The sequence below is a fragment of the Streptomyces pratensis genome (assembly GCF_037137275.1).
Lineage (GTDB): Bacteria > Actinomycetota > Actinomycetes > Streptomycetales > Streptomycetaceae > Streptomyces > Streptomyces pratensis_B.
Map to the genome: position 1 here is coordinate 23,520 of NZ_JBBBEN010000066.1, position 20,949 is coordinate 44,468.

At 71.8% G+C, this 20,949-nt stretch carries 17 protein-coding genes; 10 read left to right on the top strand and 7 right to left on the bottom strand.

Features of this window, described 5'->3' with window-relative positions; genetic code table 11:
- Positions 1-841 precede the first annotated feature (841 nt).
- On the top strand, positions 842-2,035 hold the full coding sequence (locus V9U70_RS06110; RefSeq protein WP_336673429.1) for a hypothetical protein: 1,194 nt from the start codon (positions 842-844) through the stop codon (positions 2,033-2,035).
- A gap of 387 nt (positions 2,036-2,422) precedes the next feature.
- Here the strand turns inward: V9U70_RS06110 and V9U70_RS06115 are convergent, their stop codons facing one another.
- The 5 genes from V9U70_RS06115 to V9U70_RS06135 all read right to left on the bottom strand — a co-directional run bounded on the left by V9U70_RS06115 (position 2,423) and on the right by V9U70_RS06135 (position 6,492).
- Positions 2,423-2,950, bottom strand: coding sequence for a DinB family protein (locus tag V9U70_RS06115; protein ID WP_336673430.1), 528 nt, complete (start codon positions 2,948-2,950; stop codon positions 2,423-2,425).
- Between the two features lie 366 nt (positions 2,951-3,316).
- Positions 3,317-3,697: a hypothetical protein gene (locus tag V9U70_RS06120; protein ID WP_336673431.1), complete on the bottom strand. Its 381-nt coding sequence runs from the start codon at positions 3,695-3,697 to the stop codon at positions 3,317-3,319.
- 460 nt (positions 3,698-4,157) lie between these two features.
- Positions 4,158-4,733: a DM13 domain-containing protein gene (locus V9U70_RS06125; protein ID WP_419723942.1), complete on the bottom strand. Its 576-nt coding sequence runs from the start codon at positions 4,731-4,733 to the stop codon at positions 4,158-4,160.
- A 171-nt stretch (positions 4,734-4,904) separates the two neighbouring features.
- Positions 4,905-5,492: a DUF998 domain-containing protein gene (locus tag V9U70_RS06130; protein ID WP_336673432.1), complete on the bottom strand. Its 588-nt coding sequence runs from the start codon at positions 5,490-5,492 to the stop codon at positions 4,905-4,907.
- Between the two features lie 397 nt (positions 5,493-5,889).
- Entirely contained in the window at positions 5,890-6,492 is a 603-nt protein-coding gene (locus V9U70_RS06135) for a DsbA family protein (protein ID WP_336673433.1), read from the bottom strand.
- A gap of 507 nt (positions 6,493-6,999) precedes the next feature.
- Between V9U70_RS06135 and V9U70_RS06140 the strand changes: the two genes are divergently transcribed.
- The 6 genes from V9U70_RS06140 to V9U70_RS06165 all read left to right on the top strand — a co-directional run bounded on the left by V9U70_RS06140 (position 7,000) and on the right by V9U70_RS06165 (position 15,452).
- Positions 7,000-7,329, top strand: coding sequence for an antibiotic biosynthesis monooxygenase family protein (locus tag V9U70_RS06140; protein WP_336673434.1), 330 nt, complete (start codon positions 7,000-7,002; stop codon positions 7,327-7,329).
- Positions 7,330-8,060: 731 nt separating this feature from the next.
- Positions 8,061-8,579: a hypothetical protein gene (locus V9U70_RS06145; RefSeq protein ID WP_336673435.1), complete on the top strand. Its 519-nt coding sequence runs from the start codon at positions 8,061-8,063 to the stop codon at positions 8,577-8,579.
- Positions 8,549-9,973 carry a hypothetical protein gene (locus tag V9U70_RS06150; RefSeq protein ID WP_336673436.1) on the top strand — a complete coding sequence of 475 codons (1,425 nt, stop codon included), beginning with the start codon at positions 8,549-8,551 and terminating at the stop codon, positions 9,971-9,973. The genes V9U70_RS06145 and V9U70_RS06150 overlap by 31 nt, the downstream gene beginning before the upstream one ends.
- Before the next feature lie 29 nt (positions 9,974-10,002).
- Positions 10,003-11,355 (top strand): VWA domain-containing protein, encoded by a 1,353-nt coding sequence (locus tag V9U70_RS06155; RefSeq protein ID WP_419723943.1) that lies wholly within the window; start codon positions 10,003-10,005, stop codon positions 11,353-11,355.
- 126 nt (positions 11,356-11,481) lie between these two features.
- Complete coding sequence (locus V9U70_RS06160; protein WP_336673438.1) at positions 11,482-12,612, top strand: ATP-binding protein; 1,131 nt, start codon at positions 11,482-11,484, stop codon at positions 12,610-12,612.
- Positions 12,609-15,452: a DUF5682 family protein gene (locus tag V9U70_RS06165; RefSeq protein WP_336673439.1), complete on the top strand. Its 2,844-nt coding sequence runs from the start codon at positions 12,609-12,611 to the stop codon at positions 15,450-15,452. The genes V9U70_RS06160 and V9U70_RS06165 overlap by 4 nt, the downstream gene beginning before the upstream one ends.
- 179 nt (positions 15,453-15,631) lie before the next feature.
- Here the strand turns inward: V9U70_RS06165 and V9U70_RS06170 are convergent, their stop codons facing one another.
- Positions 15,632-16,396: an SDR family oxidoreductase gene (locus V9U70_RS06170; RefSeq protein WP_336673440.1), complete on the bottom strand. Its 765-nt coding sequence runs from the start codon at positions 16,394-16,396 to the stop codon at positions 15,632-15,634.
- Between the two features lie 316 nt (positions 16,397-16,712).
- On the opposite strand from V9U70_RS06170, the gene V9U70_RS06175 reads away from it, so the two are divergent.
- The 3 genes from V9U70_RS06175 (at position 16,713) to V9U70_RS06185 (ending at position 19,868) form a co-directional block, all read left to right on the top strand.
- Complete coding sequence (locus V9U70_RS06175) at positions 16,713-17,600, top strand: SIS domain-containing protein (protein ID WP_336673441.1); 888 nt, start codon at positions 16,713-16,715, stop codon at positions 17,598-17,600.
- Positions 17,601-17,736: 136 nt separating this feature from the next.
- Positions 17,737-18,606, top strand: a complete 870-nt coding sequence (locus V9U70_RS06180; RefSeq protein ID WP_336673442.1) for a class II fructose-bisphosphate aldolase — start codon at positions 17,737-17,739, stop codon at positions 18,604-18,606.
- 752 nt (positions 18,607-19,358) lie between these two features.
- A complete protein-coding gene (locus V9U70_RS06185) occupies positions 19,359-19,868 on the top strand; it encodes a DinB family protein (RefSeq protein ID WP_336673462.1) in 510 nt (169 codons plus the stop codon).
- Between the two features lie 574 nt (positions 19,869-20,442).
- On the opposite strand, the gene V9U70_RS06190 is transcribed toward V9U70_RS06185, so the two are convergent.
- Positions 20,443-20,610 carry a DUF6381 family protein gene (locus V9U70_RS06190; RefSeq protein WP_336673443.1) on the bottom strand — a complete coding sequence of 56 codons (168 nt, stop codon included), beginning with the start codon at positions 20,608-20,610 and terminating at the stop codon, positions 20,443-20,445.
- Positions 20,611-20,949: the final 339 nt, after the last annotated feature.

A 20,949-nucleotide genomic window follows, 5' to 3' on the forward strand; every position in this document is an offset into this window, starting at 1 on the left:
GGCGGTGCCGTCGATGGCCGCGGCGGGCCCGCGGCTCGTCTCCACGCGTCGTATGCGCCGGCGCACAGGTTGTTCGTCCGACCGGGCGGCTCGGCCGGCCACTCGAAGGGGGCGATCACGAGACCGTGAGGCGCCCCTGGCCGAAGGACAGCAGAACCGTGTACCGAAGCGCTACCGACAAGGCCCTGGTGAAGGGTGAGCCCTCCCCCCACGAAACGGTTCGAGGACATGGTGGGCGATGCCCCCCGAGAATCTCCGGGCAGGAATGCGACCGGGCTCGGCGCCTGATCAGCTCAGTACGCGCCCGGCACCGTCCGTCGTCGTCCTCTTCGCCGACGGCCATGGCACCGCAGTGCCCACGCCCTGTCGCAGGGGCGGTCCGTCTGCGGCACCAGAGGGGCCCCGGGCCCACAACGTGCCCGCCCCGGGGCCCTGCGTGCAGACTTGGGCGCGCATGAGGAACAGTCAGAAAGGCATGGCAGGCGTGGAGATCGCGGCAAAGAACGAGCTGGGTGCGCGAGTACCGGGGCGCAAGTGGACAGTGCGTCTGGACCCGGTCAGTCGGGACAGTGCGGTGGTACGCGTGTCGTGCAGCCGCCCGGCCTGCACTGCCCAGCGCCTCCCCAACCCCGCTGCGGGTCGAGCGGCGGCTGTCTCTCATCTGAAGGCCCATCTGCAAGCTGCTTCAGGTCCTCGGCCCGAGGCGTACTGCTCCTGCAAAGCCGAGGACTGCCACCTGCACATCCGACCCGCCGGCCCCGGACGTGGCACGTCGTGGCGGTGCGGAGGCCCTGTCGTCCTGGCCGTCATCACCGACCGGCAAGGCCGCTGGTGGCAGGCGATGGAGTGCTGTGCGCGCTGCGCGGCCGCCCACCCCTCCGCGAAGATCGTCGCCACTGCCGTCACCGCGCCTGGCCCGGCGCGCGAGAGCCGCCCCGTCGCCGCTGCCGACCGCCTGCCCAGCCCGGTCGCGTCCGGTCCGCAGTTCTCCCACAGTCCCGCAGCCCTGGCCGCCCTACCGCGAGAGGTTCCCGCGCCCCGGCCCGGCGGCGCCCGGCGGCGCCCGGCGTGCGGGAAGATCGCACAGCGGATCGTGCCGCACGATCTGCGCCCTGCCGTTCTGCGCGACGAACTGGTCGAGCTCGGCGATCTCTTCCGTGCCTACCAGCAGCGGACGGAACCCGACCTGGCGTACCTCGCGGATCTGCACGCCCGGAAGGCTCAAGCCTTCACCACGTGGGCGGAGGTCACCGGAGACACCCGGCTGATGCTGGACGCTCGACGCGCCGAGCAGGCCGCCGACGCCGCCCGTATCCAGCACCAGCAGCGGACCGGTCAGAGCGCGGTGGGCGACGGGCCGGTCACCGATCGCCTGCTGACCGCGCCCACGCTGTGGGAGCACGCACGGTCCGTCCTCGCCCACCTCGCCGAGCACACCGGTTCGCCCAGTCCGGAAGCACGGCTGCTGATGCTGATGCTGACTTTGCGTACCGCGCTCACCGGCACGGGAAACCTGGTCGGACAGGACGTCGCTTCCCTGCCCCTGCGGGAGCCGGAGGACTTGGTCGCCCAGCTCGTGGACAACGGCTGGCTGGTCCTTCCCGGCACCATCAGCGACCTGCTCGCCTCCCGGCCGGAGAACCCCACCCAGATCACCGTTCCGTCGCTGGTCCCCGACCACAGCGGCCACGGACCCTTCGCGTTCGGCAAGAAAGTCCGCCCCAAGCTCAGCGGTTGGGCGCAGAGAGTCGTCAGCGAGAAGAAGCTGCGCAAGGCCAGGACGGGAGCAGACGCCCGCCTGCTCGCTATCGCCCTTGCCACCCGGAGCGACTTCGCCGGACGGCTCGGGACCAGCGGCGAGGGCATCGGTGTGGAGGACCTCGCTTCCTGGTGTGTCGTCCCTCTCAGCGAACTCCCCGCCCTGGTGGAGCGGTTGTCCGCAGTGGACTGGTTGACCGATGCCGTGGTCACCGACACTCATCTCACCGGTCGGCTGTCCGAACGAGTGCTTCCGTTGAGCTGTCCCCTGGCCTGAACCGGGGCTCCGTCAGGGAGCAGATGGAGTGGCGATCAGGGGGCGGTCCGGGTGAGGTCTCCGAGTCGGATGGTCGAGGCGCACAGGTGAAGGCCGACGAGGGAGCTGCCGGGGTCTTGTCGTAGCGAGGGGGATGTCTCGCCGGGCTTTCAACTGGTTCATCAGACGCTCGACGGTGTGCCGTTCCGTGCAGAGGTCGGCGTCGTGGGCGGCGGGTCTTCGCAGAGGCCTGCAGCTGCGCGCTCCGGTCAGTGGTGGCGTTGCAGGGGCACCGGGTGCGCACAACGCCGGCCGACAAGGCGGAATCGAGGACTGGCGGAGGTGAACTGGCCGGCCCTCAGGCGCAGCGGTGCTCGGGCACCTACGGTGACGGCGCTGCCGAGCCGGTCAGAGCGTGGAAGCGGCACGCAGCAGCCGGAGCTGACCGATCTCCGTCGCGTTCTTCATCAGCTCCGCGTTCACCCAGGCGGCCATGTGGGCGACTGTCAGTGCGGCATCTTCGTCCCACGGAAACGCCACAGGGGCGTCCAGCCTGGTGTTTTCGAGGTCCTCAAGCACCCCGAGCCAGTCGTCGCGGATGGCGCGCAGCCATCCGACGGTCCCTTCGGCATCCCCCGGCCACGTGATCGCCGTTCGTTCCGGGGGCCGCCGACCCCGCGCGTGTTCGACTGCCGTACTCCACCACCAGCCGATATGCCAGCTCACCCAACCGATGGTCGGAACGGGTACCGGTTCCGGTTCCGTCTCCGCCCAGTCGGGCTGCCACGTTCCGTCGGCCTGCCGATGCACAGTCCAGCAGTGAGAGGCCGGTTCCCACAAAAAGTCCTCAGGCTTCAGTCGTTCCAGGTGGTATTCGAAGAGCGACCAGGTCAGGTCGAACTGCCAGCGCAACAGGTCACGACGGGAAGTGTCCACCGGATGACCTTGGCACAGCCGTCGTGCTTGCCCCAGGTATTTTCCGCCGCCGGAGCCGACTCTGCGGTCCGGAGAGCCGTGGCTTCTCATCGGCGGGTGCACGTCCGGCTGATGACCGGTCGCCCGAGCAGGACGACCGGCCCCGCCGGGCTGGAAACGGCGCCACCTTGTCCGTCAGCCCCGCCACCCTGTTCGTCAGCCCCTCGACGCACGCCTCCGCGATGCGACGGAGCGGCCCGGGGCGCTCACCGAAACCTCCTTCGGCGCATGCCCGGCCGGCCCTCTTGTCGTTCGGGTGCTCATCACGCTGCTCACGGGCTCGGTGATGGCGCGCCTGCAGTCACCGGCCTCACGCCCGCCGTCAGGTCAGAGCTCGATCACCGCCCAGACGCGTCGCCCGTGGGGCCCGGCGTCCGTGCCGCACCCCACCACACCGGTCTGCTCCGTGATCTCGTGCAGGATGCGGTCGCCGTCTAGGACGTGCCCGGTGGGCGCGCCTGCTTGGTGGGACAGAGCGACGACGCACACCTGCCGCTCCTGGTCGGAGAGATGGACGCTGATACGGCGTCCCCGGTCGGAGGCAGCAGCCGTGACAAGGAGGCCGGTGACCGCCTCGACCGCCTCCTGGAGCTCGGGGCCGGGCCCGTACCCCCACTCCCCCAGCTGGGCGACAACGCGGCGGCGTGCCACCCCCACGGACCAGGGCTCGTTCTCCAGCGTCCAGTTCACTCCCCGCCGGTTGCGCATCGTCACTCCGTGCGCCCGCGTTCCTGCCAACGCCCCCGGGGACCGGGCCGGGCCGGCCCCGGGCTCCGGCGGCGGGGGCGAAATGGGCTTCTTGGGCGGGGGCGGCGTCTTCGGTGGGTAACTCGGCGGCGAGCCGGGCCCGGCCACTGGTGTGGTCACGACGGTCTCCCCTCGTACCTGGGCGCGTGCGCCCCTTTCCGTCAGCGTACGGGGGGCAGGCGAACGGGGCGGGGGGCGCGGAACTCTGGCCGACGAAACCGGTCAGCCGACTCCGCTCCCCCGCGCCCGTGGGAGTCCGGCCTTACGGGCGGGCGGCTCCTCGTCCGTCGAGGCGTGCCGGCGCCCGTTCGGCAGTCCCCGTCCGGAGCCCAGGCGCCGGACGAGCTCCGTCCTCGCTGTCCGCCCGGGCCGGCCTCGCCGCTCCGCTGTGGAGACGGCGGCTTCCGGCAGGCGCACCGTGTCACGTGTGCATGAGTTCGGCCGCCCCGAACGACACGTCGAAGCGGTCGCACCAGATGCTCACGCTCGAATACGCGGACCAGTCGACACCCTCCGGCAGGGGGTAGTTCTGTGCTCCCTTGTTCCCCTTCAGCTTGCCGAGGCTGACGTACTTCCCGTCGTCGAACACGCCCCAGCCCGCCCGGCCCTCCTTCACCGGCGCGTCGGTCAGCCACACATGGAGGTCAGGGCCGTTGCTCGTGTCCAACTCCTCCAGCCGCAGGGTGTGCGTCCCGTCGGCCAGCCGGACCAGCTTCACCGATCCCTTGGTCGTGTGCTCATGGCTGATGAACCGACCCTCTGCCAAGGACCGCGGGGCCTCAGGCACGGGGGCGGCCGACGCTGCGTCGTCGGGCACGGCGGCCGGCGGCGCAGCGCCGCCGGTCACGGCCGGGGCCGCCGCGGATGGCAGCGCCTCGTGCACCGTCTCGTCGACCCACAGCGACCACGGCTTGAACCAGACCAGCCCGGCCGCCAGAGCACCCGACACCGCGACCGCTGCTCCGGCCCAGATCCTTCTTCTTGTGACGCGCCCCACGACATACCCCTTCACCCGAACGGTCCTGTGCGCTGCCATCCAACCCGACGCCGCGGCCCGGCAGGGGGTTTCCTTCATGACGAAACCCTTACGGTGCTGCCAGCCTTGCGATCGCGCCTCTGTCCGCCGCGCATCGGGACCGCCGGGCCCCGACCCCACACCTGGAGCCCCTCACGCCATACGCCAACGGCGGCAGGAGACGACGACCAGGAAGGGCCAGAGCGCCTGGGCGAACGTCACGACACGCTCAGCGACGCCGGGCACTCCGGCGCTCTGCAGTTCCGCCAGGAACCACAGCGCGCTCGCGCACATCACAGCGCTCGCGGCGAGGGAGACATCGAACCTCAGCCCCCACGGGGCCGCTTCCGTTCCGCGGAGGGCCGCCAAGGGAGGCCATACCGCCAGGAGGACGAGGCCCACCGCGGCGACGGCCCCGTGCTCCAGTGCCCCGCCGGTGCTCGGAGCGGGCACCAGGGTCAGCGTCAGCGCGCACACTCCACCGCCTGCCAGAGCCATGCGCCCGGCGGGCGCGGCTGTCCGCAGCGCATGCGCCGTGGCCACGTAACACAGGCCCAGCACCAGCAACGTCCCCGTCATCAGCCAGTAACTGCTGGCCCCATAGGACGCCAGCACGCTCAGGGTCTGCTTCGCGGGGTCGTACGCCGGGCCTTGGCGCACTTGCGCAATCGTCCAGGAGCCCACCAGGAGGACGGGAGGGCATCCGGAGGAAAGCAAAGACCACCATGGGGCACGTCGCATCAAGGCATCGCAAGTTCCTGAAAGTACTTCATAGGCTGCCGTACAGCGCCATATGCGCTACGACCCGGGTTTCTTCCGTCAGCCGCGGTTCCACCAGCGGCCAGATCTTGCCTCTTCGGCCACCGTGGCCCGCCGCGGCGACGGTAGTGACGCGGTAGCGACGTCCTGGAGAGGGGCCTTTGCCTGCTCTGGTCGCAGTCACCGGGCTCCCGTCCGAGCCCAAAATGGCGCGAGCCGGGCTTTCGCCGACCGCGGAGGCACGCCCCGTCGCCGGAGCGTAGGGGCCGCGCCGCTCGCGCATCGGCTCTCACAGGGCCCGCGCGTCGAGGGATTCGACGGGCCGGGGCCGGCGGGTCGGGAGGCGCTGGAGCCGACCGGTCTCCTGGCCCGGCTCGGCTCATTCCAGCTCGGCCAGGAACGCCTCACGGGTCACCGCGTACCCCATGGGGCTGATGACTGAGACCGGGCGACCGTTGAAGAGGACGGTGGGCGTGCCCGTGACACCGCTGGCCTTGAAGGCGTCCGCAACCCTGCGCGCCCAGGGCAGGTAGGCGCCCTCGGTGACCTGGCGGTCGAAGCGAGGGCCGCGCAGCCCGTCGACCTCCTCGGCGATCCGCAGCAGCGCGTCGGTCTCGGCGAAGAGGTCGTGGTCTTCTGCGGGCTGGGAAGCGTACAGCGCCCGGATGTACCGCAGGGACTCCGTGGGACCGATGTCGGAGGCAGCGCCGACCGCGCTCAGAGCCCGTAGGGAACCGGTGCCTCCCGCGGCCTCGTCGATGAACGTCGCGAAGTGGTACTCCAGGGTGAGGCGGCCCTCCGCTGCCAGTTCCTCCATGACCGCGCCCAGCCCTCTCTCCACCCGTTTGCAGAACGGACAGCGCAGATCCGCGTACACGCACAAGGTGTCGCCCGGCCCGGGGCGGGTTCCGCCCGTATAGACGAGTGCGGTGCCGTCCGGGCCGGTGGTGTTGGCCGGGGTGGGAGTGGTCGAGGACGTCATCGTCGCCTTCCGGTCGCTGTGTGGGCATTTCGCTCTCCAAGCGCCCCGCGTCCCTCCGGGACGTGCACGAGGTCGTGTGGCCGGGTGCTCCCCGCCTCCGACAGCTGGGCCCGGACGAAGCCCGGTCCTCGCCCTCGACGCTGACCTTGGAAGTACGCTCGGCGCGCGAGGCCGCCGTCCGGCGAACCGTGTCCGAGAGCGCCGGTCGTCGGCTTCGTCGGCCCCGGGGAGGAGTCGGCACCGATGGTGGCAGCAGACTCCGCCGGGAGCAGCGCGCGACGGGGCGACAGGCGCATAAGCCACTCCCCCGGGTGACGCAGGCACCGCACATGGCGCGTGACCGGTTAGCTGACATCCGGCCTCGCCCTCGTTGTCGCCGTCCGCAACGCGCCCGGCAGGGGGGAGCTCGGAGCGGCCGGGTGCACCCGCATGCTCCTCTCGCACGGTGATGTCCGGCACCCCAGGCCGCTGCGCGTGCCGCCGGACCTCGTACGGCAGGATGGACACATGAGCGTAGTCAAGATCAACGTGCTGACTGTCCCCGAAGAACAACGCGAGACCCTGGAGAAGCGCTTCGCGTCCCGGGCCCACGCTGTGGAGGGCTCCGACGGGTTCGAATGGTTCGAACTCCTCCGGCCCGTCGAGGGCACGGACAACTACCTCGTCTACACCCGCTGGCGTGACGAGGAGTCCTTCCAGACCTGGATGGAGGGCCCGATGAAGGCGGCCCACCAGGGCGGTGACGCGAAGAGCGGCGAGCGTCCGAAGCCCGCGGCCAGCGGCTCCACCGTGTGGTCCTTCGAGGTGGTGCAGCAGGCCGCCCCGACGGGCGAGTGACCACGCCCCGGGCCGACTGCGCGACGGCGCGAGAGTAACCACGCGTGTCCAGATGATCCGTCAGGCATGTCGCTCGCGTCCTCCCCGCCGGACTCCGCTCCGCGGGCGGCGGGGCGGTCCCCGGGGAGCCGACGCCTCTTCCGGAGCCTGTGCCGTTGCCGGCCCGTCACAGCGTGCGTAACAGCCGGCGTTCCGGGGCGCGCCCGCGGCCGGCCGGGCCCTGTTCCGTCGGTCTCTGCTGCCCGTCGGGCCAGCCGACGCGGGCGCCTCCGGCCCGGGGTAGTCGTGGACGCCGGGTCGGCCTTCCTGCTGGGTGGGCATCTCCGGCACCAGGTCTGCGGTGCTTCGGCTCTGGCGGCCAGTCACCCGTCGTCCCGATCGGCACGCGGCAGCCGGGGTCTCCGTCGGCGCTGTCTCCGTCGCCGGCGTCTACAGGACCGCGTGCGCAACGTTCGGCGCGATCCGGCGGGGGCTGCTCTCTCGCCGTGGCGCCAGCGGGGCCCGGCTCCCTCGATACGTTGTCGTCGGTGCTGACGCCCGGTCGGTCTCCGTGCCGCCCAACTGAGCGCCGCCTCCCACCGCGGCGTACGCGACGCGCCTCGGCGGGCCGCTGCCGGTCGTCTTAACCCTGTGAAGCTCGTCGGAGCCCGCTCACCGCCCTCGATGTCAGTGGTGGGAGCTAGGTTCAGTCGTGTTCCGCCGCAGTGGTGTGGACATCCCCTTTCGCATGCATGGGAGATGGCGCGTTGTCGGTCTGGGAGAAGTCGAGTACCGCGCGGGTGGTGCCGCCCGCGCGGCCGCGGAAGCTGGCCAAGGTGCCGTTCGCCGAACTGGCCGACGGGCGGTTGCAGGGCGTCGTCTCCAGCGGATCGGACATCGGGCGCGTGTACGTGTCGTCCGTGGCGGCCGGGACGTACGCGTTCGCGTGCAGCACGAACAACAACCGGCCCTGCGGCGGTGCGCGCGGCATGTTCTGCAAGCACATCCAGACGCTCGTATCCGAGGCAGTGCTGCAGTACGGGGTGGAGCGCGTCGCGCGATATCTCAAGGTGGAGATCCCGGAGGGGGATGCCGGTACGCAGTCGCTCACGGCCGCCATGACCGCCTCGTGTCCCGTGCCGGGCGACTCGTCGGCCGCGGCCCAGGTGTTCAGCCGGTTCCTGCGGCAGCTGGCCTATCTCGAACTGGCCCCCATCACCGCGCCTGTGCCCGAGATGCAGTGGTTCCCGCCGACGAGGACGGTGGCCTGATGCGCATGGATCTGCTGTCCCACCCGATCGAGGGGCTGGAGGCCGCGCTCGACGCGGTGGACGCCTTCGACAGCACGCTGGTGCAGGGGCTGCTCCGCCCGCGACCCGCTCAGGGCGCCGCGTTGGCCCGGCTCGCCGACGCCGTAGCCGGGACACCGCTGGGTGGACGGGTCGCAGAGGTGTCCGCCCGGGTCGCGGCCGGGGCCGCCGGCGAGGACGACTTCGTCGCGCTCGCCGCCGCCCGGGAGTCCCTGCTCGGCTCTGTTCATGACGCGCTGACGGCACGGATAGACGAGGCCGCCGGGCGCGCCCGCTCCGAGGGCCCGACCGACGGGGTCGTGGGCCTGCGGGAGCACGCGCCGCATCTGCTCGCCGCCAGCCGGACGTGGCTGTGCGACCTGGCCCGCCGCGGATGGCGCGGCATCGACCACGAGCTGGTCTCCGGGGCCGGGCCGGTCGTCTCCGCGATGCTGCCGGACCTCGCACTGCGCCGTCCGGCGACGCTGCTCGACGGCTTCGTCGCCGAACTCGCCGCGTCCTGCCCCGGGGCGACGCTGGAGCACCTACCCGTGCGCCGCTGGGCCGATCTGTGGTCGCGCGCCGTGCTGTTGACCGTGCCCGGGGCCATCGTGGCCCCGGCCGCCGAGGCGGCGACCGGCCGGCTGCTGCCGATCGGGGTCGATCTGCAGGAGCACGCGACGGCCGTGCAGGCACAGGTCCACGCCGTGTTCGAACCCGCGGGCGACGGGCCGTCGCGGCTGGTCCGCGCCGGGGTGTCGGCGCCCAAGCCCGACACGGTCGTCGGTGCGGGGGTGTGGCAGCTGCTGCGTCCGCGGCTGTCCTTGCTCGCCGCGGTGAGCGAGGGCCGCTCGATGGATCTCGACGCCATGCCGGTCACCGCTGAGGGCGACCTTCTCTGGGACGACGCCCGAGCACGCCCGGGCGGGCCCGCCGACGCGTTCGCCACGGCGCGCGTGACGCTTTCCGCCGCGACGGCCGATCCGGTCGCGCCACTGGACCGGCACCCCGTCCGGATCGCGGTGCCCGTGCTGTTCGAGGGGTACGCGGCCCGCAGCGAGGGGGGCCGGCTGGCGTTCGACGTCGGCGGTTCTCCTCTCACCGTCGACATGGACCGGGTGACGTCCGCCGGGCCCCTCACTCCTGAGGCGGTCGTCGCTTCCCGCGCCTGCATAGCGCTGCTGCGCTGGGATGCCGGGCAGTTCCGCCTTCAGCCGCTCGCGGTCGAGACGACGGTGCGCAAGAAGGCCGTCGCCGTTCACGCCGGGGCGTGGGCGGGCGGCACCACCGACAAGGCGGGCGTCCGGGCCGAGAAGGCCGCCACCGACGCCGTCGCCGTGCTGCGCGAGCGCGCCGGAAAGCTGTTGAGGAAATGACCGGGGAAGCGACCGGGCGGACGCCCGGCATGTCGCATGCGCCCCCGGCAGGGCCCGACCCGGACGACAACCGCCGTCAGGTGCTGTACTGGCGGCTGCTGGCCCGGCTCTTCGACGGCGAGGAGCAGCCCGCGCTGGAATCGGCCGGCCTCGGAGTGGTCGAGGACATCGGACTGCCGTCAGCGCTGCTGGACCCCGGGGTGTCGATCGACTCCGTCGTGCAGCGGTATCCGGAGCTGGCAGCGGAGTTCGACGGCCTGATGGCACCGGAGGCGGATGAGGACGGTGGGCGGGACCGGGCGGCGGAGGTGCGGCGGGCCGCGCTGGTCTCGAAGGTGCTGCTCAATGTCTTCGGGTCGGGTTCGGGCCCGGTGTCCGCACAGCAGTTGGCCCGCTGGCAGTCCGATGCGGGCTGGCTGGAGCGTGCGCTGGGCTGTCCGCCCGGCGGACTCCGCGGTGGACGCGCCGGGGGCCCGGGCCTGGAAGGCGGCGGGCTCGGCCCCGAGCTGGGGGCCATCGAAGCAGATCTCGTCGGACGCATGCGGCTACGGGAGGTGCTGGCCGACCCGGCGCTGGCCGCACAGTTGTCTCCCAGCATGTCGCTGATCGAGCAGTTGCTGCGGGACAAGAGCAACCTGTCGGGCCTCGCGCTGGCCAACGCGAAGGCGCTCATCCGCCGTTACGTCGACGCGGTCGCCGAGGTGCTCCGTACGCAGGTGGACAAGGCCACGGTCGGCGAACTGGACCGTTCGACGCCGCCCAAGCGCGTCTTCCGCAACCTCGACCTGGACCGCACCATCTGGAAGAACCTCACCAACTGGAGCCCCGAGGAAGAGAGGCTCTACGTCGATCGCCTCTACTACCGGCACACCGTTCGCAGGACGGCGCCGCAGCGGCTGATCGTCGTAGTGGACCAGTCGGGCTCCATGGTCGACTCCATGGTCAACTGCACCATTCTGGCCTCCGTCTTCGCCGGTCTGCCGAAGGTCGACGTTCACCTCATCGCCTACGACACCCGGTCGATCGACCTGACTCCCTGGGTGCGCGACCCGTTCGACGTGCTGCTGCGCACGAATCTCGGCGGCGGCAACGACGGACCACTCGCGATGGCGATGGCCCGACCGAAGATCGCCGAGCCGATGAACACCGTCATGGTGTGGATATCGGACTTCTACGAGTTCGACCGCTCGCAGCCGCTGTTCGAGGGGATCGAGGCCGTCCACCGCTCGGGCGTGAAGTTCATCCCCGTCGGGTCGGTGACCAGCTCCGGTCGGCAGGAGGTCAACCCCTGGTTCCGGGAGCGGTTCAAGGCTCTGGGCACGCCGGTGGTCTCCGGCCACATCGGCAAGCTCGTGCACGAACTCAAGACGTTCCTCACCTGAGGTCCGAGGGGGCTGGCCGCCGGCCGCCGCGAGACCTTCCCGCCCCCAGGCCTGCCCTGCCCTCTCCCACACGACTCCTCTCTTTCCCTCGCTTCCTCTTTCCTCGCCTGTCCAGAAAGGCCTCTCATGTCCGACCTGTTGCGAGCCCCCGCCGAGACCAAGTACGCCGAGGAGCTCGACTGGCTCGAGTCGATCGACGACAGCCCCAAGCCGTTCTCCTGGCGGCTGTCCCCCAAGATGGTCCGGCTGTTCGTCCTGGGTTCCGAGCGTGCCGACGGCCTGGACCGGGAAGTCTCGCAGAAGTGGTTCGGCGATCGAAGCTTCGTGGAGCGTTCGATCGTCACGCTCGCCTCCGACCGCGGCCTGCTGCTCATAGGAGACCCCGGCACTGGCAAGAGCTGGCTGGCGGAGCTGCTGTCGGCCGCGATCTCGCGCAACTCCACCCTGGTGGTGCAGGGCACGGCCGGCACCACCGAGGACCACATCAAGTACTCCTGGAACGTGTCCATGGTCATCGCCAAGGGCCAGTCCCGCGAGTCGATGATCCCCTCCCCGATCATGACGGCGATGGAGGCGGGCGCGATCGGCCGCTTCGAGGAGCTGACCCGCTCGACCAGCGACGTGCAGGACGCGCTGATCTCGATCCTGTCCGAGAAGTACATCTCGGTCCCCGAGCTCCAGAGCGGCGGTGAGGCGGGCGGTGACAACATCGTCTTCGCCAAGCCCGGTTTCTCGGTCATCGCCACCGCCAACAGCCGGGACCGGGGCGTCAACGATCTGTCGTCCGCTCTGAAGCGCCGCTTCAACTTCGTCCGCATCCCGGTCATGACGAACAAGAAGAGCGAGGCGGAGATCGTCCGCTTCCGCACAGAGGAGCTGCTGCGCCGGCACGCGATCGACCTGGACGTGCCGCCGACGCTGCTCGACGTCCTGCTCCAGAGCTTCGCCGACCTGCGGGCCTCCGCCGCCGCCGCGGGCAGCGACGACGAGAAGCTGGAGTCCGCGCTGTCGACGGCCGAGCAGATCGGCGTGCTGGAGGACGCCGTCCTGCACAGCAACTTCTTCGGCGAGAGCGCCCTGACCGCGCGCACCCTGGCTTCCTCGCTCGTCGGTTCCCTCGCCCGGCGGGACCCGGAGGACCTGACCATCTTCAACAAGTACCTGCACGGCGTCGTCGAACCTCGCAGCAAGCAGGAGGGCGGCTCATGGCCCGAGTTCCTGGACGGCGGCCGCGATGCCATCGCCACGCTGTCATGAGCGGGCCCCACGAGACGCCGTTCGCCACCCTGCGCGGGCAACTGCACGAGGCCGCGGCGGCCTTCGCCGACGGGCCAGACGCCTTGGAGGGCCTGCTCCTCGGCATGGTCGACGACGTCGACCGCGCGGTACGCGAGCCGCTGGAGATCTTTCCCGTCTGCCATCACTCGCCCTCCTCGGCCCTGGCCATGGCCCGGCGCCTGCGGGAGAAGCGGCCCAAGGTCGTGTACCTGGAGCTGTGCGAGGACATGGCGCCCCTCCTCACCGAGCTGCGCAACTGCCGGCTCCCGGTGGCGGTCCAGGCGTTCGCCGGCGACATCGACGGGTTCCCCGCCGAGTGGGCTCCGCTGTCGGTCGTCGCACCCATCACCGAGGCGTCCGCCGAGTACCAGGCCATCGCGTACGCCCTCGACACCCCCGGGGTCGAGCTGGTCCTCGTCGACCGGTCCTCCGACCACGTCTTCCAGTGGGACGGCCGCTACGGCGAGCGGTCCCCGCAGGCGGGCGCGGACGCGGAGGAGGCGCCCGGGGCTGCGGCAGGGCCGCCGAAGACGGAGGCCGGACTGCACGGCGAGGCGGTCGGCCTGGAGATCGGCGACCTGCGGCCCCGCTTCGCGGAGCTGGAGGAGCATCTGCTGCGCCACGGCAAGGTACGGCACTGGTCGGAGTGGTGGCACCAGTACGTGGAGGTGCCGTTGGGCGACAGCGACCATGCCACTTATCGTCAGGTGATGTTCCTCATCGGCAGCCTGTTCCGGCGGCTCGCTCCCGGTGACGGCGACCGGGTCCGGGTGGACGAGGACAGAGAACGCTACATGTGGACCCGGATGCGGGAGCATCTGGCCTCCAGCGGGGCCGACCCGGCTGACTGCCTGTACGTCTGCGGCGCGTTCCACGCGGCCAGCCGCGTGGCGGAGTTCGGGGTGGCGGGCAGCGGGTCGTTCGCGGTGCCTCCGCGCACGGCCACCACGTGGCAGCACGGGCTGATCCCCTCCAGTCACACGGCGATCGAGGCTCAGTTCGGTCTTGCCTCCGGTTCGGTGTCCATCGCGGCGACGCAGTGGGCGAAGAACCTCAAGCGCACCCGGGTCCAGCCGTACCGGCTGGCGGGGCAGGAGGGTGAGAAGAAGCCGAAGGCCACGAAGGCAGTCGCGCCGGCCGTTGCCGCCGTGGAGGCGGCTGGATCGGACCGGCTCTCCGGCTTCCTGCGACAGCCTCCGGTCCTCGACGGTCTGGACGAGGCCGAACTGCTGAGCTGGTCGGTGGAGATCGTAAGGGCGGCCCGGCGCAACGGCTATGCGGCCTCCACCGCCGACGCCATCGCGGTGTTCGAAACGTCGATCCTGCTGGCCGGGGTGCGGGACCGGGCCAAGCCGACCCCGTACGACTTCCAGGACGCTGCGGTCACCTGCATCGAGAAGGACGTGGTGCCCGGGAGGCGGGACGTGGGCCGCCTCGTCGAGATCATGATGGGCGGCGACCGGACGGGCCGGGTCGGCTACGAGGCGCTGCCACCACTGGCGCGCGATGTTCACGACCGGCTCGCCCCGCTGGAACTGAAGCTCCACCAGCGCGGTGTACGGCGCGCCCTGCTGGACCTGGCCTCCCGGCCGGACCTGTACGCCTGCTCCGACGTGCTGTGGATTCTCCGCCGGCTGATGCCGCCCGGAGCGGCACGGCCGATCATGGGAGAGCGGCGACTGGGCGAGCGCTCCGTGCAGGAGTCGTGGGACCTGTCACTCGGCACCCACCAGCGAGCGCTGATCGAGCTCGGTTACGAAGGCGTGAGCATCGAGCAGGTGCTGGAGCAGCGGCTGCGGCGTGCCGCCTACGATGCGCAGGCGACGACGGCGACCGTGCTGGCCACCGTAGAGGACTCGGCGCTGTATCTCCGCGGCCGGCGTCTCACCGACGAGCTGGGCGACCGGGCGCTGCACGTCCTCGCCGCAGAGCGCAGCGTCGACGGGGCTCCCGAGGTGCTGCGGCGGGTGCGCGGGCTGCTGGCGTACTACCGCACCGGCGAGCCGGGGCCTCCGCCATGGATCGGGGCCTTCGTGAAGACCGGTTACGCCCACTACTGCACGTTGCTGCCGGCGGCCTTCACGGACGAGGACGCGACGGTGGGGCAGGTAGCGGCGATGCTGGGCTTCCTGTTCAGCATGGAAAGCCTGGCCCTGTCGCTGGGCTGCAACCGGGCTCAGTTGGAGCTGGCGGTCGCCCAGTCGCGCCCCACAACTCCGGAGAAGAGGGCGTTGCTGTGGGCGGCCCAGGTGCAGCTGGGCACTCTGTCCCGGACCGAACTGCGGGAGCGGTGCGGCGAGCTGCTGGACGATCCGTTGGTGTTGCCCGCCTACCCCCGCTACCTCAGCGGTTTCGTGCACGCGCTGGAACCGGTGCCGGGGCTGGCGGACGTGGTGGTGGAGGCCGTGTCGAACGCGTTCGGGCGGTTGCCCGACCCGGTGCTGCTGCCGTGGCTGCCGACCCTGATCAGCACGCTGCGTTCGAGTGCGGCAGAGCTGGCGCCGTTGCTTATCCGGGAGGCGGGGCGGGTCTTCCCGGGCCGACTGGCGGAGCTGGACGCGTGGGTGCCGCCGTGGCGGGAGGCGCCGGCCGCCGACACGAGGCCGGGCGGACGAGGGGCGGGCGGCGCCGCGCTGCTCTTCGCGCACCCGGGGACGCTCGACGCGGTCGCGGAGCTGCTCGGCTGCGACGGCTCCTGGACCACGCCCGCGGTCGGGTCGGCGAGCGGAGCGCTGCCGGCACGCCATCCGGATGCGGCGGCCGCCTGGGAGGCGTTGCTCGCGGTACAGCCGAAGGGCTCCACCGCACCAGCACGCTGACCTGTACCGCGAGGTGGGGGCGGGTCGCGGGGCGTCTCCCGCGGGCCGACGCCGTCGGTCCGCGGGCCGCAGTGGTCGTGCGGTGCCGGACCCGACGGCGCCGCGCCCCCGCGGCGGCCGGGGCGGGGAAGCCGTGGGGAGCGCCGGACGGGGTCGGCCGCAGGCGGCCGGGCCTGGCTTCAGAGCCCGGTGCCCCCTGTGGCGTCGATGCACTGGCCGGTGACCCAGCGCGCGTCCGGTGAAGCGAGGAAGGCCACGACGTCGGCGATGTCGGCCGGTCGGCCCATGCGTCCGAACACGGAGTGCGCCGCCAGGGCCGCCCTGGCCTCGGGCGTCCGGCGGCGCCGGGCGTTCATGTCCGTCTCGACGAAACCCGGCACCACCGCGTTGGCCGTGATGCCTCGTCCGGCCACTTCCTTTGCCACCGCAAGCGTCAGGGTCTCCACCGCTCCCTTGGTCATGGCGTACGTCACCGACTCAGGAAAGGACCTGTGCGCGGCGGCCGACGAGATGTTGACGATCCGCCCCTCGTCGCGCATGAGCGTCAGGCCGTGCTGGATGAGGAACAGCGGCGCCTTCACGTTCACTGCGAAGAGCCGGTCGAAATTCTCCGGCGTGGCATCGCTTATTCGCCCGGAGCCGCTCACACCGGCATTGTTGACCAGAATATCGAGCACCGGCTCCTCCCCCTGCCCGGCCATCCCCGCGACGAACGCCTCGTAGAGCGCTTCGGCGTCGCCGGCCACCCCCAGCAGGGAGCCCACCGTGAAAGCCCGGCCGCCCGCTTTCTCGATCTCCTCGACCACCTCCTGGGCGGCGTCCTTGCGCTCACCGTAGTGAACGGCGACCAGGGCCCCGTCATGTGCGAGCCTCCGGGCGATCGCCCGGCCGATACCGCGGCTCGATCCCGTGACCAGCGCGACCTTTCCCGCCAATGACCCCATGCACCCTCCCCCTGGGACGAACACTCCGCAGATCTCGCGAAGCGCAGTCACCCTACCCACCGCCCCGCTACGAATGCGCTGCCGCGAAGCACGTGCCCGGGCTCCTGCCGGCACGGCCGGGACCGGGGCCGCCGGGCGGAAGCACGCCGGGCCTGAGGACTGCCCGGGCCCGGCGCGCCAGGCGGCCGACCTGGGCGGCCGGGGGAAGCGCGGGAGCAGGCGGGCACCCCCTCCCCGCACGCAACTGCTTGATGTTGCTTGAAAGGCAGGTCTAATATGCAGATTCGAGCATCAATTGTCGGAGCAGGGAGACCAGATGACGCACGTGGCTCAGGAGCTGGCCAGCCAGCCGGAGTGCTGGCGCGTGGCCGCAGGTATGGCGCAGGGGCTGGCCCACCGGCTTCCGCAGGCCGGCGAGCGCGTCGCCGTCGTCGGCTGCGGCACGTCGTACTTCATGGCGCAGGCCTACGCTTCTCTCCGCGAGAGCAGCGGCCAGGGCGAGACCGATGCCTTTGCCGCGTCGGAGTTCCCGGCCGGCCGGTCCTACGACCGAGTGGTGGCGCTGAGCCGTTCCGGCACCACGACCGAGGTGCTCGGTCTCCTCGGCCAGCTGGGCGGTTCGACCCGCAGGACGGTGGTCATCGGCGACCCCGACACCCCGATGGCGGCGATGGCCGACGACAAGGCAGTGCTGGAATTCGCCGACGAGAAATCCGTGGTCCAGACCCGCTTCGCGACCTCGGCCCTGACCCTGCTCCGCGCCCATCTGGGCCTGCACACCGATGGGGTCGTCGAGGACGCCCAGGTGGCCCTCTCCGAGCCGCTGCCGCCCGGGCTGGTGGAGTGCGGGCAGTTCACTTTCCTCGGGCAGGGGTGGAGCGCGGGTCTCGCCAACGAGGCCGCGCTGAAGATGCGCGAAGCCGCCCTGGCCTGGACCGAGGCCTACCCGGCGATGGAGTACCGGCACGGCCCCATCAGCATCTCCACCCGGTCGACGGTGACCTGGATGCTCGGCGACGCCCCCGCCGGACTGATGGAAGAAGTGCACGCGACCGGCGCCCGGTGGGTGGCCGGCAGGCTCGACCCGCTGGCTGAGCTGGTGCGGGTGCAGCGCCTCGCGCTGGCCGTCGCGGACGCCCGCGGGCTCGACCCGGACCGGCCGCGTCACCTGACCCGCTCGGTGATCCTCGACGGCACACCCTGAGGCGTCCGGTGATCCCCGACACGCCCTGACCCTCCCGGCCCGGCCGCCCCCCCGCCCACCACCGCCCGCTGCCCGCTGCCCGCTGCCCGCCGAACAGGACCATGACCGCGCGGCGGCCCTTCCTCCGGGAGTTGCCATGCCCATCGCCACCACCGGCGATCTGATCACGGACGCCGCAGCGTGGCAGCGCGCGGTCGCCGCGTTCAACGTCATCACGCTGGAGCACGCCGAAGCGATCGTCGAGGGCGCGGAGGCCGTGGGGTCGCCGGTGATCCTCCAGATAAGCGAGAACGCGGTGGCCTACCACCGGGGCCGGCCGCGTCCCCTGGCCCGCGCCGCGGCGGAGATCGCGGAGCAGGCCACCGTCCCCGTCTCCCTCCACCTGGACCACGTGCAGTCGACCGAGCTGCTGTACCGGGCGGCGGACTGCGGTTTCAGTTCGGTGATGTTCGACGCGGCCCGGATGCCGTACACCGAGAACCTGGCGGTCACACGCGCCGCCGTCGTATGGGCGCACGCGAGGGGCCTGTGGCTGGAGGCCGAGCTCGGGCAGGTCGGCGGGAAGAGCGGGGCGCCCCCGCTCGACGCCCATGCACCCGGAGCCCGTACGGACCCCGAGGAAGCCCGGTCTTTCGTCGCGGCCACCGGAGTGGACGCGCTGGCCGTGGCGGTCGGCACATCCCACGCAATGACCTCTCGGGACGCCCGGATCGACCACGCCCTGCTGGCCAGGTTGCGGGCGACCGTGCCGGTTCCGCTGGTGCTGCACGGCTCGTCCGGCGTCTCCGACGATGACCTGGCCCGCGCCGTGGCGAGCGGTATCACCAAGGTCAACATCGGCACCGCGCTCAACATCGCCCTGACCGGTGCGGTGCGCGAGCATCTGGCCCAGGACCCCCGGGGCGTGGACCCGCGGCGTTATCTGGCCGAGGGGCGGGACGCGATGGCCCGCACGGTGGCCCGGCTGATATCGACGCTGTCCTCCGCCCGGGCGCACACCGCCTGATCGCGCGTCGGGGGCCCGGTTGGCGCGCCGAGCCCAGGGCGAAGGCCGTCGTCAGGACGTGCGGACTGCGCCGGGACCGTCGCCGCACGCGCGCGGTGGGACTGCCGGCACACCGGCACTGTGCGCCGCGGTCGGCGACACCGGGGCCGACGGGGCCCGGGCAAAGGATCATGCCTGCCGGTGCGGGGGAGGCGGGCCCTCCTCGTGGACGAACGGCAGTCCGTGCGCGTGCCGTTCGAGCTCGTCGACGGCGTCGTCCGCCGCCCTGCGGGCTCGCCGCCCCGGGAGGCCCGCGATGCCAGGGATGCAACGCGTTCGGCAGGTCTCACCACGGAGCGCCGGCCGGCGAAGGCTCCGGCTCGGCGCCGTCGAGCACGAAGGGCGCCCGGTGATCAGCTCACGGATGAGTGCGTCGGTGTCCATCAGGGAGCGGCGCGCCGTGTTGAGGGCTGCCCCGTCGTTCGCCAGGGCGACGCGGTCGGCGTCGAACAGGAGGCGGTTCTACGGCAGTGGCGATCCACTGCCCGGCGAAAATGTTGAGGACCTGACAGGTCTCCTCGTCCTGGCCGTAGGAGTTCCGACTCGCACCCAGCGCGGCAGGGGTGTCGGTGCCCTCCCCGGCACGCCGGGGGCGGCACGGGAGGTCACCGGGCGCCTGCCCCGAGCTGGCGACGGAGGTGTGGGGCGGGCGGGGCAGACGCCGGTGCCGACCGGTCATACTGTCGGCCCCACCACAGGATCGGGATATGAGCATGGAACACGACCGACGGAGCTCCCCTCCCCTTCAGGGGAACGAGCGCGAGACGTTGCGGGCTTTCCTCGACTACCACCGGCAGACCCTCGCGATGAAGTGCGCCGGGCTGGACGACGAGGCGTTGCGCCAGCGGTCGATGCCACCCTCCACGTTGTCGCTGTTGGCTCTGGTGCGGCACATGGCGGAGGTGGAGCGCGCCTGGTTCCGAAGGGTTTTCGAGGACGGCGATGCGCCGATGGTCTGGTCCCAAGAGGTCGACTTCCAGGCGGCGTACGACGTGAGCGCGTCGAACCGTACGGAGGCGTTCACCGCCTGGGAGGCCGAGGTCGCGACCTCTCGCCGCATCGAACGGCAGGCCGCCTCCCTCGATCTGACGGGCCACCAGCCGCGCTGGGGGAAGGAGGTGTCGCTACGGATGGTCATGGTGCATGTGCTGCTGGAATACGGCCGCCACAACGGACACGCGGACCTCCTGCGCGAGGGTGTGGACGGGGCGGTGGGGGCCTGAGACGGCGGCTGCCGGGGCGCTGAAAGCCGGGCGGCCCGGGCGGCCGGCCCATGCGGCTTCGGGGAGCCGGCCCCGCGCTCGCTGCCGTGCGAACGAGGGAAGGCCGAGGCGGCGGCAGGCAGACGGCATTTTTCGTCGGCCAAGGCCGCGCGTGTGCCGGAAGTGCGCATGCCGCCTGGGAGGTTCGTATCGGTCCAGCAGACCATGGGATCGTCGGCCGTGTGAGGTGCGCAAGCCGGGCGTCGGCGGCGTCGTTCGTGGAGCATACGAGAGCGGGCGGTTTCTTCGCCGACGCGCTGAAGCGACACGGCGTCCATGGGGGCGACCGTGGCTGCCGCTCACGAAACCTCCTGAGCGCGCACGGCGGGGAGCCGATCCTGTGTCCCGGTCAGCCGCAGGGCGTCGAAGCCGTTGGCGACGACGGCGCGGGCCGGCTCGGTCCCCGGCCCGGCGCCCCATGCGGCCGACGCCGGTGCGTAGACGGTCTGAGAGGTACGGCTCCCGGAGCAGCCGTTCGGTACGCAACAGCCGAGGACGCCACGGAGGCGCCGCCTGCCCGGGCATACGCTCTCGCTCAGGGGCGCGGACCTGCCGTCGGATTCTCGCGCAGCAGACGTCGGGCCTTCTCCCGGAGCCGTTGGCGGTGTTCGGGATCGGTGGCCCGGTCTGCGGCACGGTCCAGCTCCTCGGCGCGTTCACGCGTGCGCCGGGCTCGTTCCGCCGGGCTGTCGGGCAGGTTCATGAAGGCGTCCTCCGTCGTGGGTCCTCCGTCGGCAACCGGTGTCGTGTGCGCGACCGGAGCCCAAGCGTCACCGGAGTCGGCCCGGTCCGCATCTCCAGCGGTCACGTTCGGTGGCTTCTGACGGACGCGGGCCTCGGGGACCACGAGCAGGGGGAAGGCACGGGGGCGCGCGCCTCCCGGCGTCGAGGGACCGGCGGCGGGGCAGAGCGACCGCACCACGCCCCGCTCTCGGCGTAGCGCGACGCGGGCCAGGCTCCGGGGCGCCCGCCCCGGCAGTCGCGCGAAGGGCCGTCCCGCCCGGGCGGGACGGCCCTCACCCGTCCGCGCTCATCCACCGCT

Bases quoted from the DNA above. Each gene is read 5' to 3' on its own strand.
- V9U70_RS06145 (WP_336673435.1), top strand. From the start codon at position 8,061: ATGGGAGATGGCGCGTTGTCGGTCTGGGAGAAGTCGAGTACCGCGCGG.
- V9U70_RS06170 (WP_336673440.1), bottom strand. From the start codon at position 16,396: ATGGGGTCATTGGCGGGAAAGGTCGCGCTGGTCACGGGATCGAGCCGC.
- V9U70_RS06190 (WP_336673443.1), bottom strand. From the start codon at position 20,610: ATGAACCTGCCCGACAGCCCGGCGGAACGAGCCCGGCGCACGCGTGAA.
- V9U70_RS06155 (WP_419723943.1), top strand. From the start codon at position 10,003: ATGTCGCATGCGCCCCCGGCAGGGCCCGACCCGGACGACAACCGCCGT.
- V9U70_RS06110 (WP_336673429.1), top strand. From the start codon at position 842: ATGGAGTGCTGTGCGCGCTGCGCGGCCGCCCACCCCTCCGCGAAGATC.
- V9U70_RS06180 (WP_336673442.1), top strand. From the start codon at position 17,737: ATGCCCATCGCCACCACCGGCGATCTGATCACGGACGCCGCAGCGTGG.
- V9U70_RS06160 (WP_336673438.1), top strand. From the start codon at position 11,482: ATGTCCGACCTGTTGCGAGCCCCCGCCGAGACCAAGTACGCCGAGGAG.
- V9U70_RS06135 (WP_336673433.1), bottom strand. From the start codon at position 6,492: ATGACGTCCTCGACCACTCCCACCCCGGCCAACACCACCGGCCCGGAC.
- V9U70_RS06130 (WP_336673432.1), bottom strand. From the start codon at position 5,492: ATGCGACGTGCCCCATGGTGGTCTTTGCTTTCCTCCGGATGCCCTCCC.
- V9U70_RS06120 (WP_336673431.1), bottom strand. From the start codon at position 3,697: ATGCGCAACCGGCGGGGAGTGAACTGGACGCTGGAGAACGAGCCCTGG.
- V9U70_RS06140 (WP_336673434.1), top strand. From the start codon at position 7,000: ATGAGCGTAGTCAAGATCAACGTGCTGACTGTCCCCGAAGAACAACGC.
- V9U70_RS06175 (WP_336673441.1), top strand. From the start codon at position 16,713: ATGACGCACGTGGCTCAGGAGCTGGCCAGCCAGCCGGAGTGCTGGCGC.
- V9U70_RS06165 (WP_336673439.1), top strand. From the start codon at position 12,609: ATGAGCGGGCCCCACGAGACGCCGTTCGCCACCCTGCGCGGGCAACTG.
- V9U70_RS06185 (WP_336673462.1), top strand. From the start codon at position 19,359: ATGGAACACGACCGACGGAGCTCCCCTCCCCTTCAGGGGAACGAGCGC.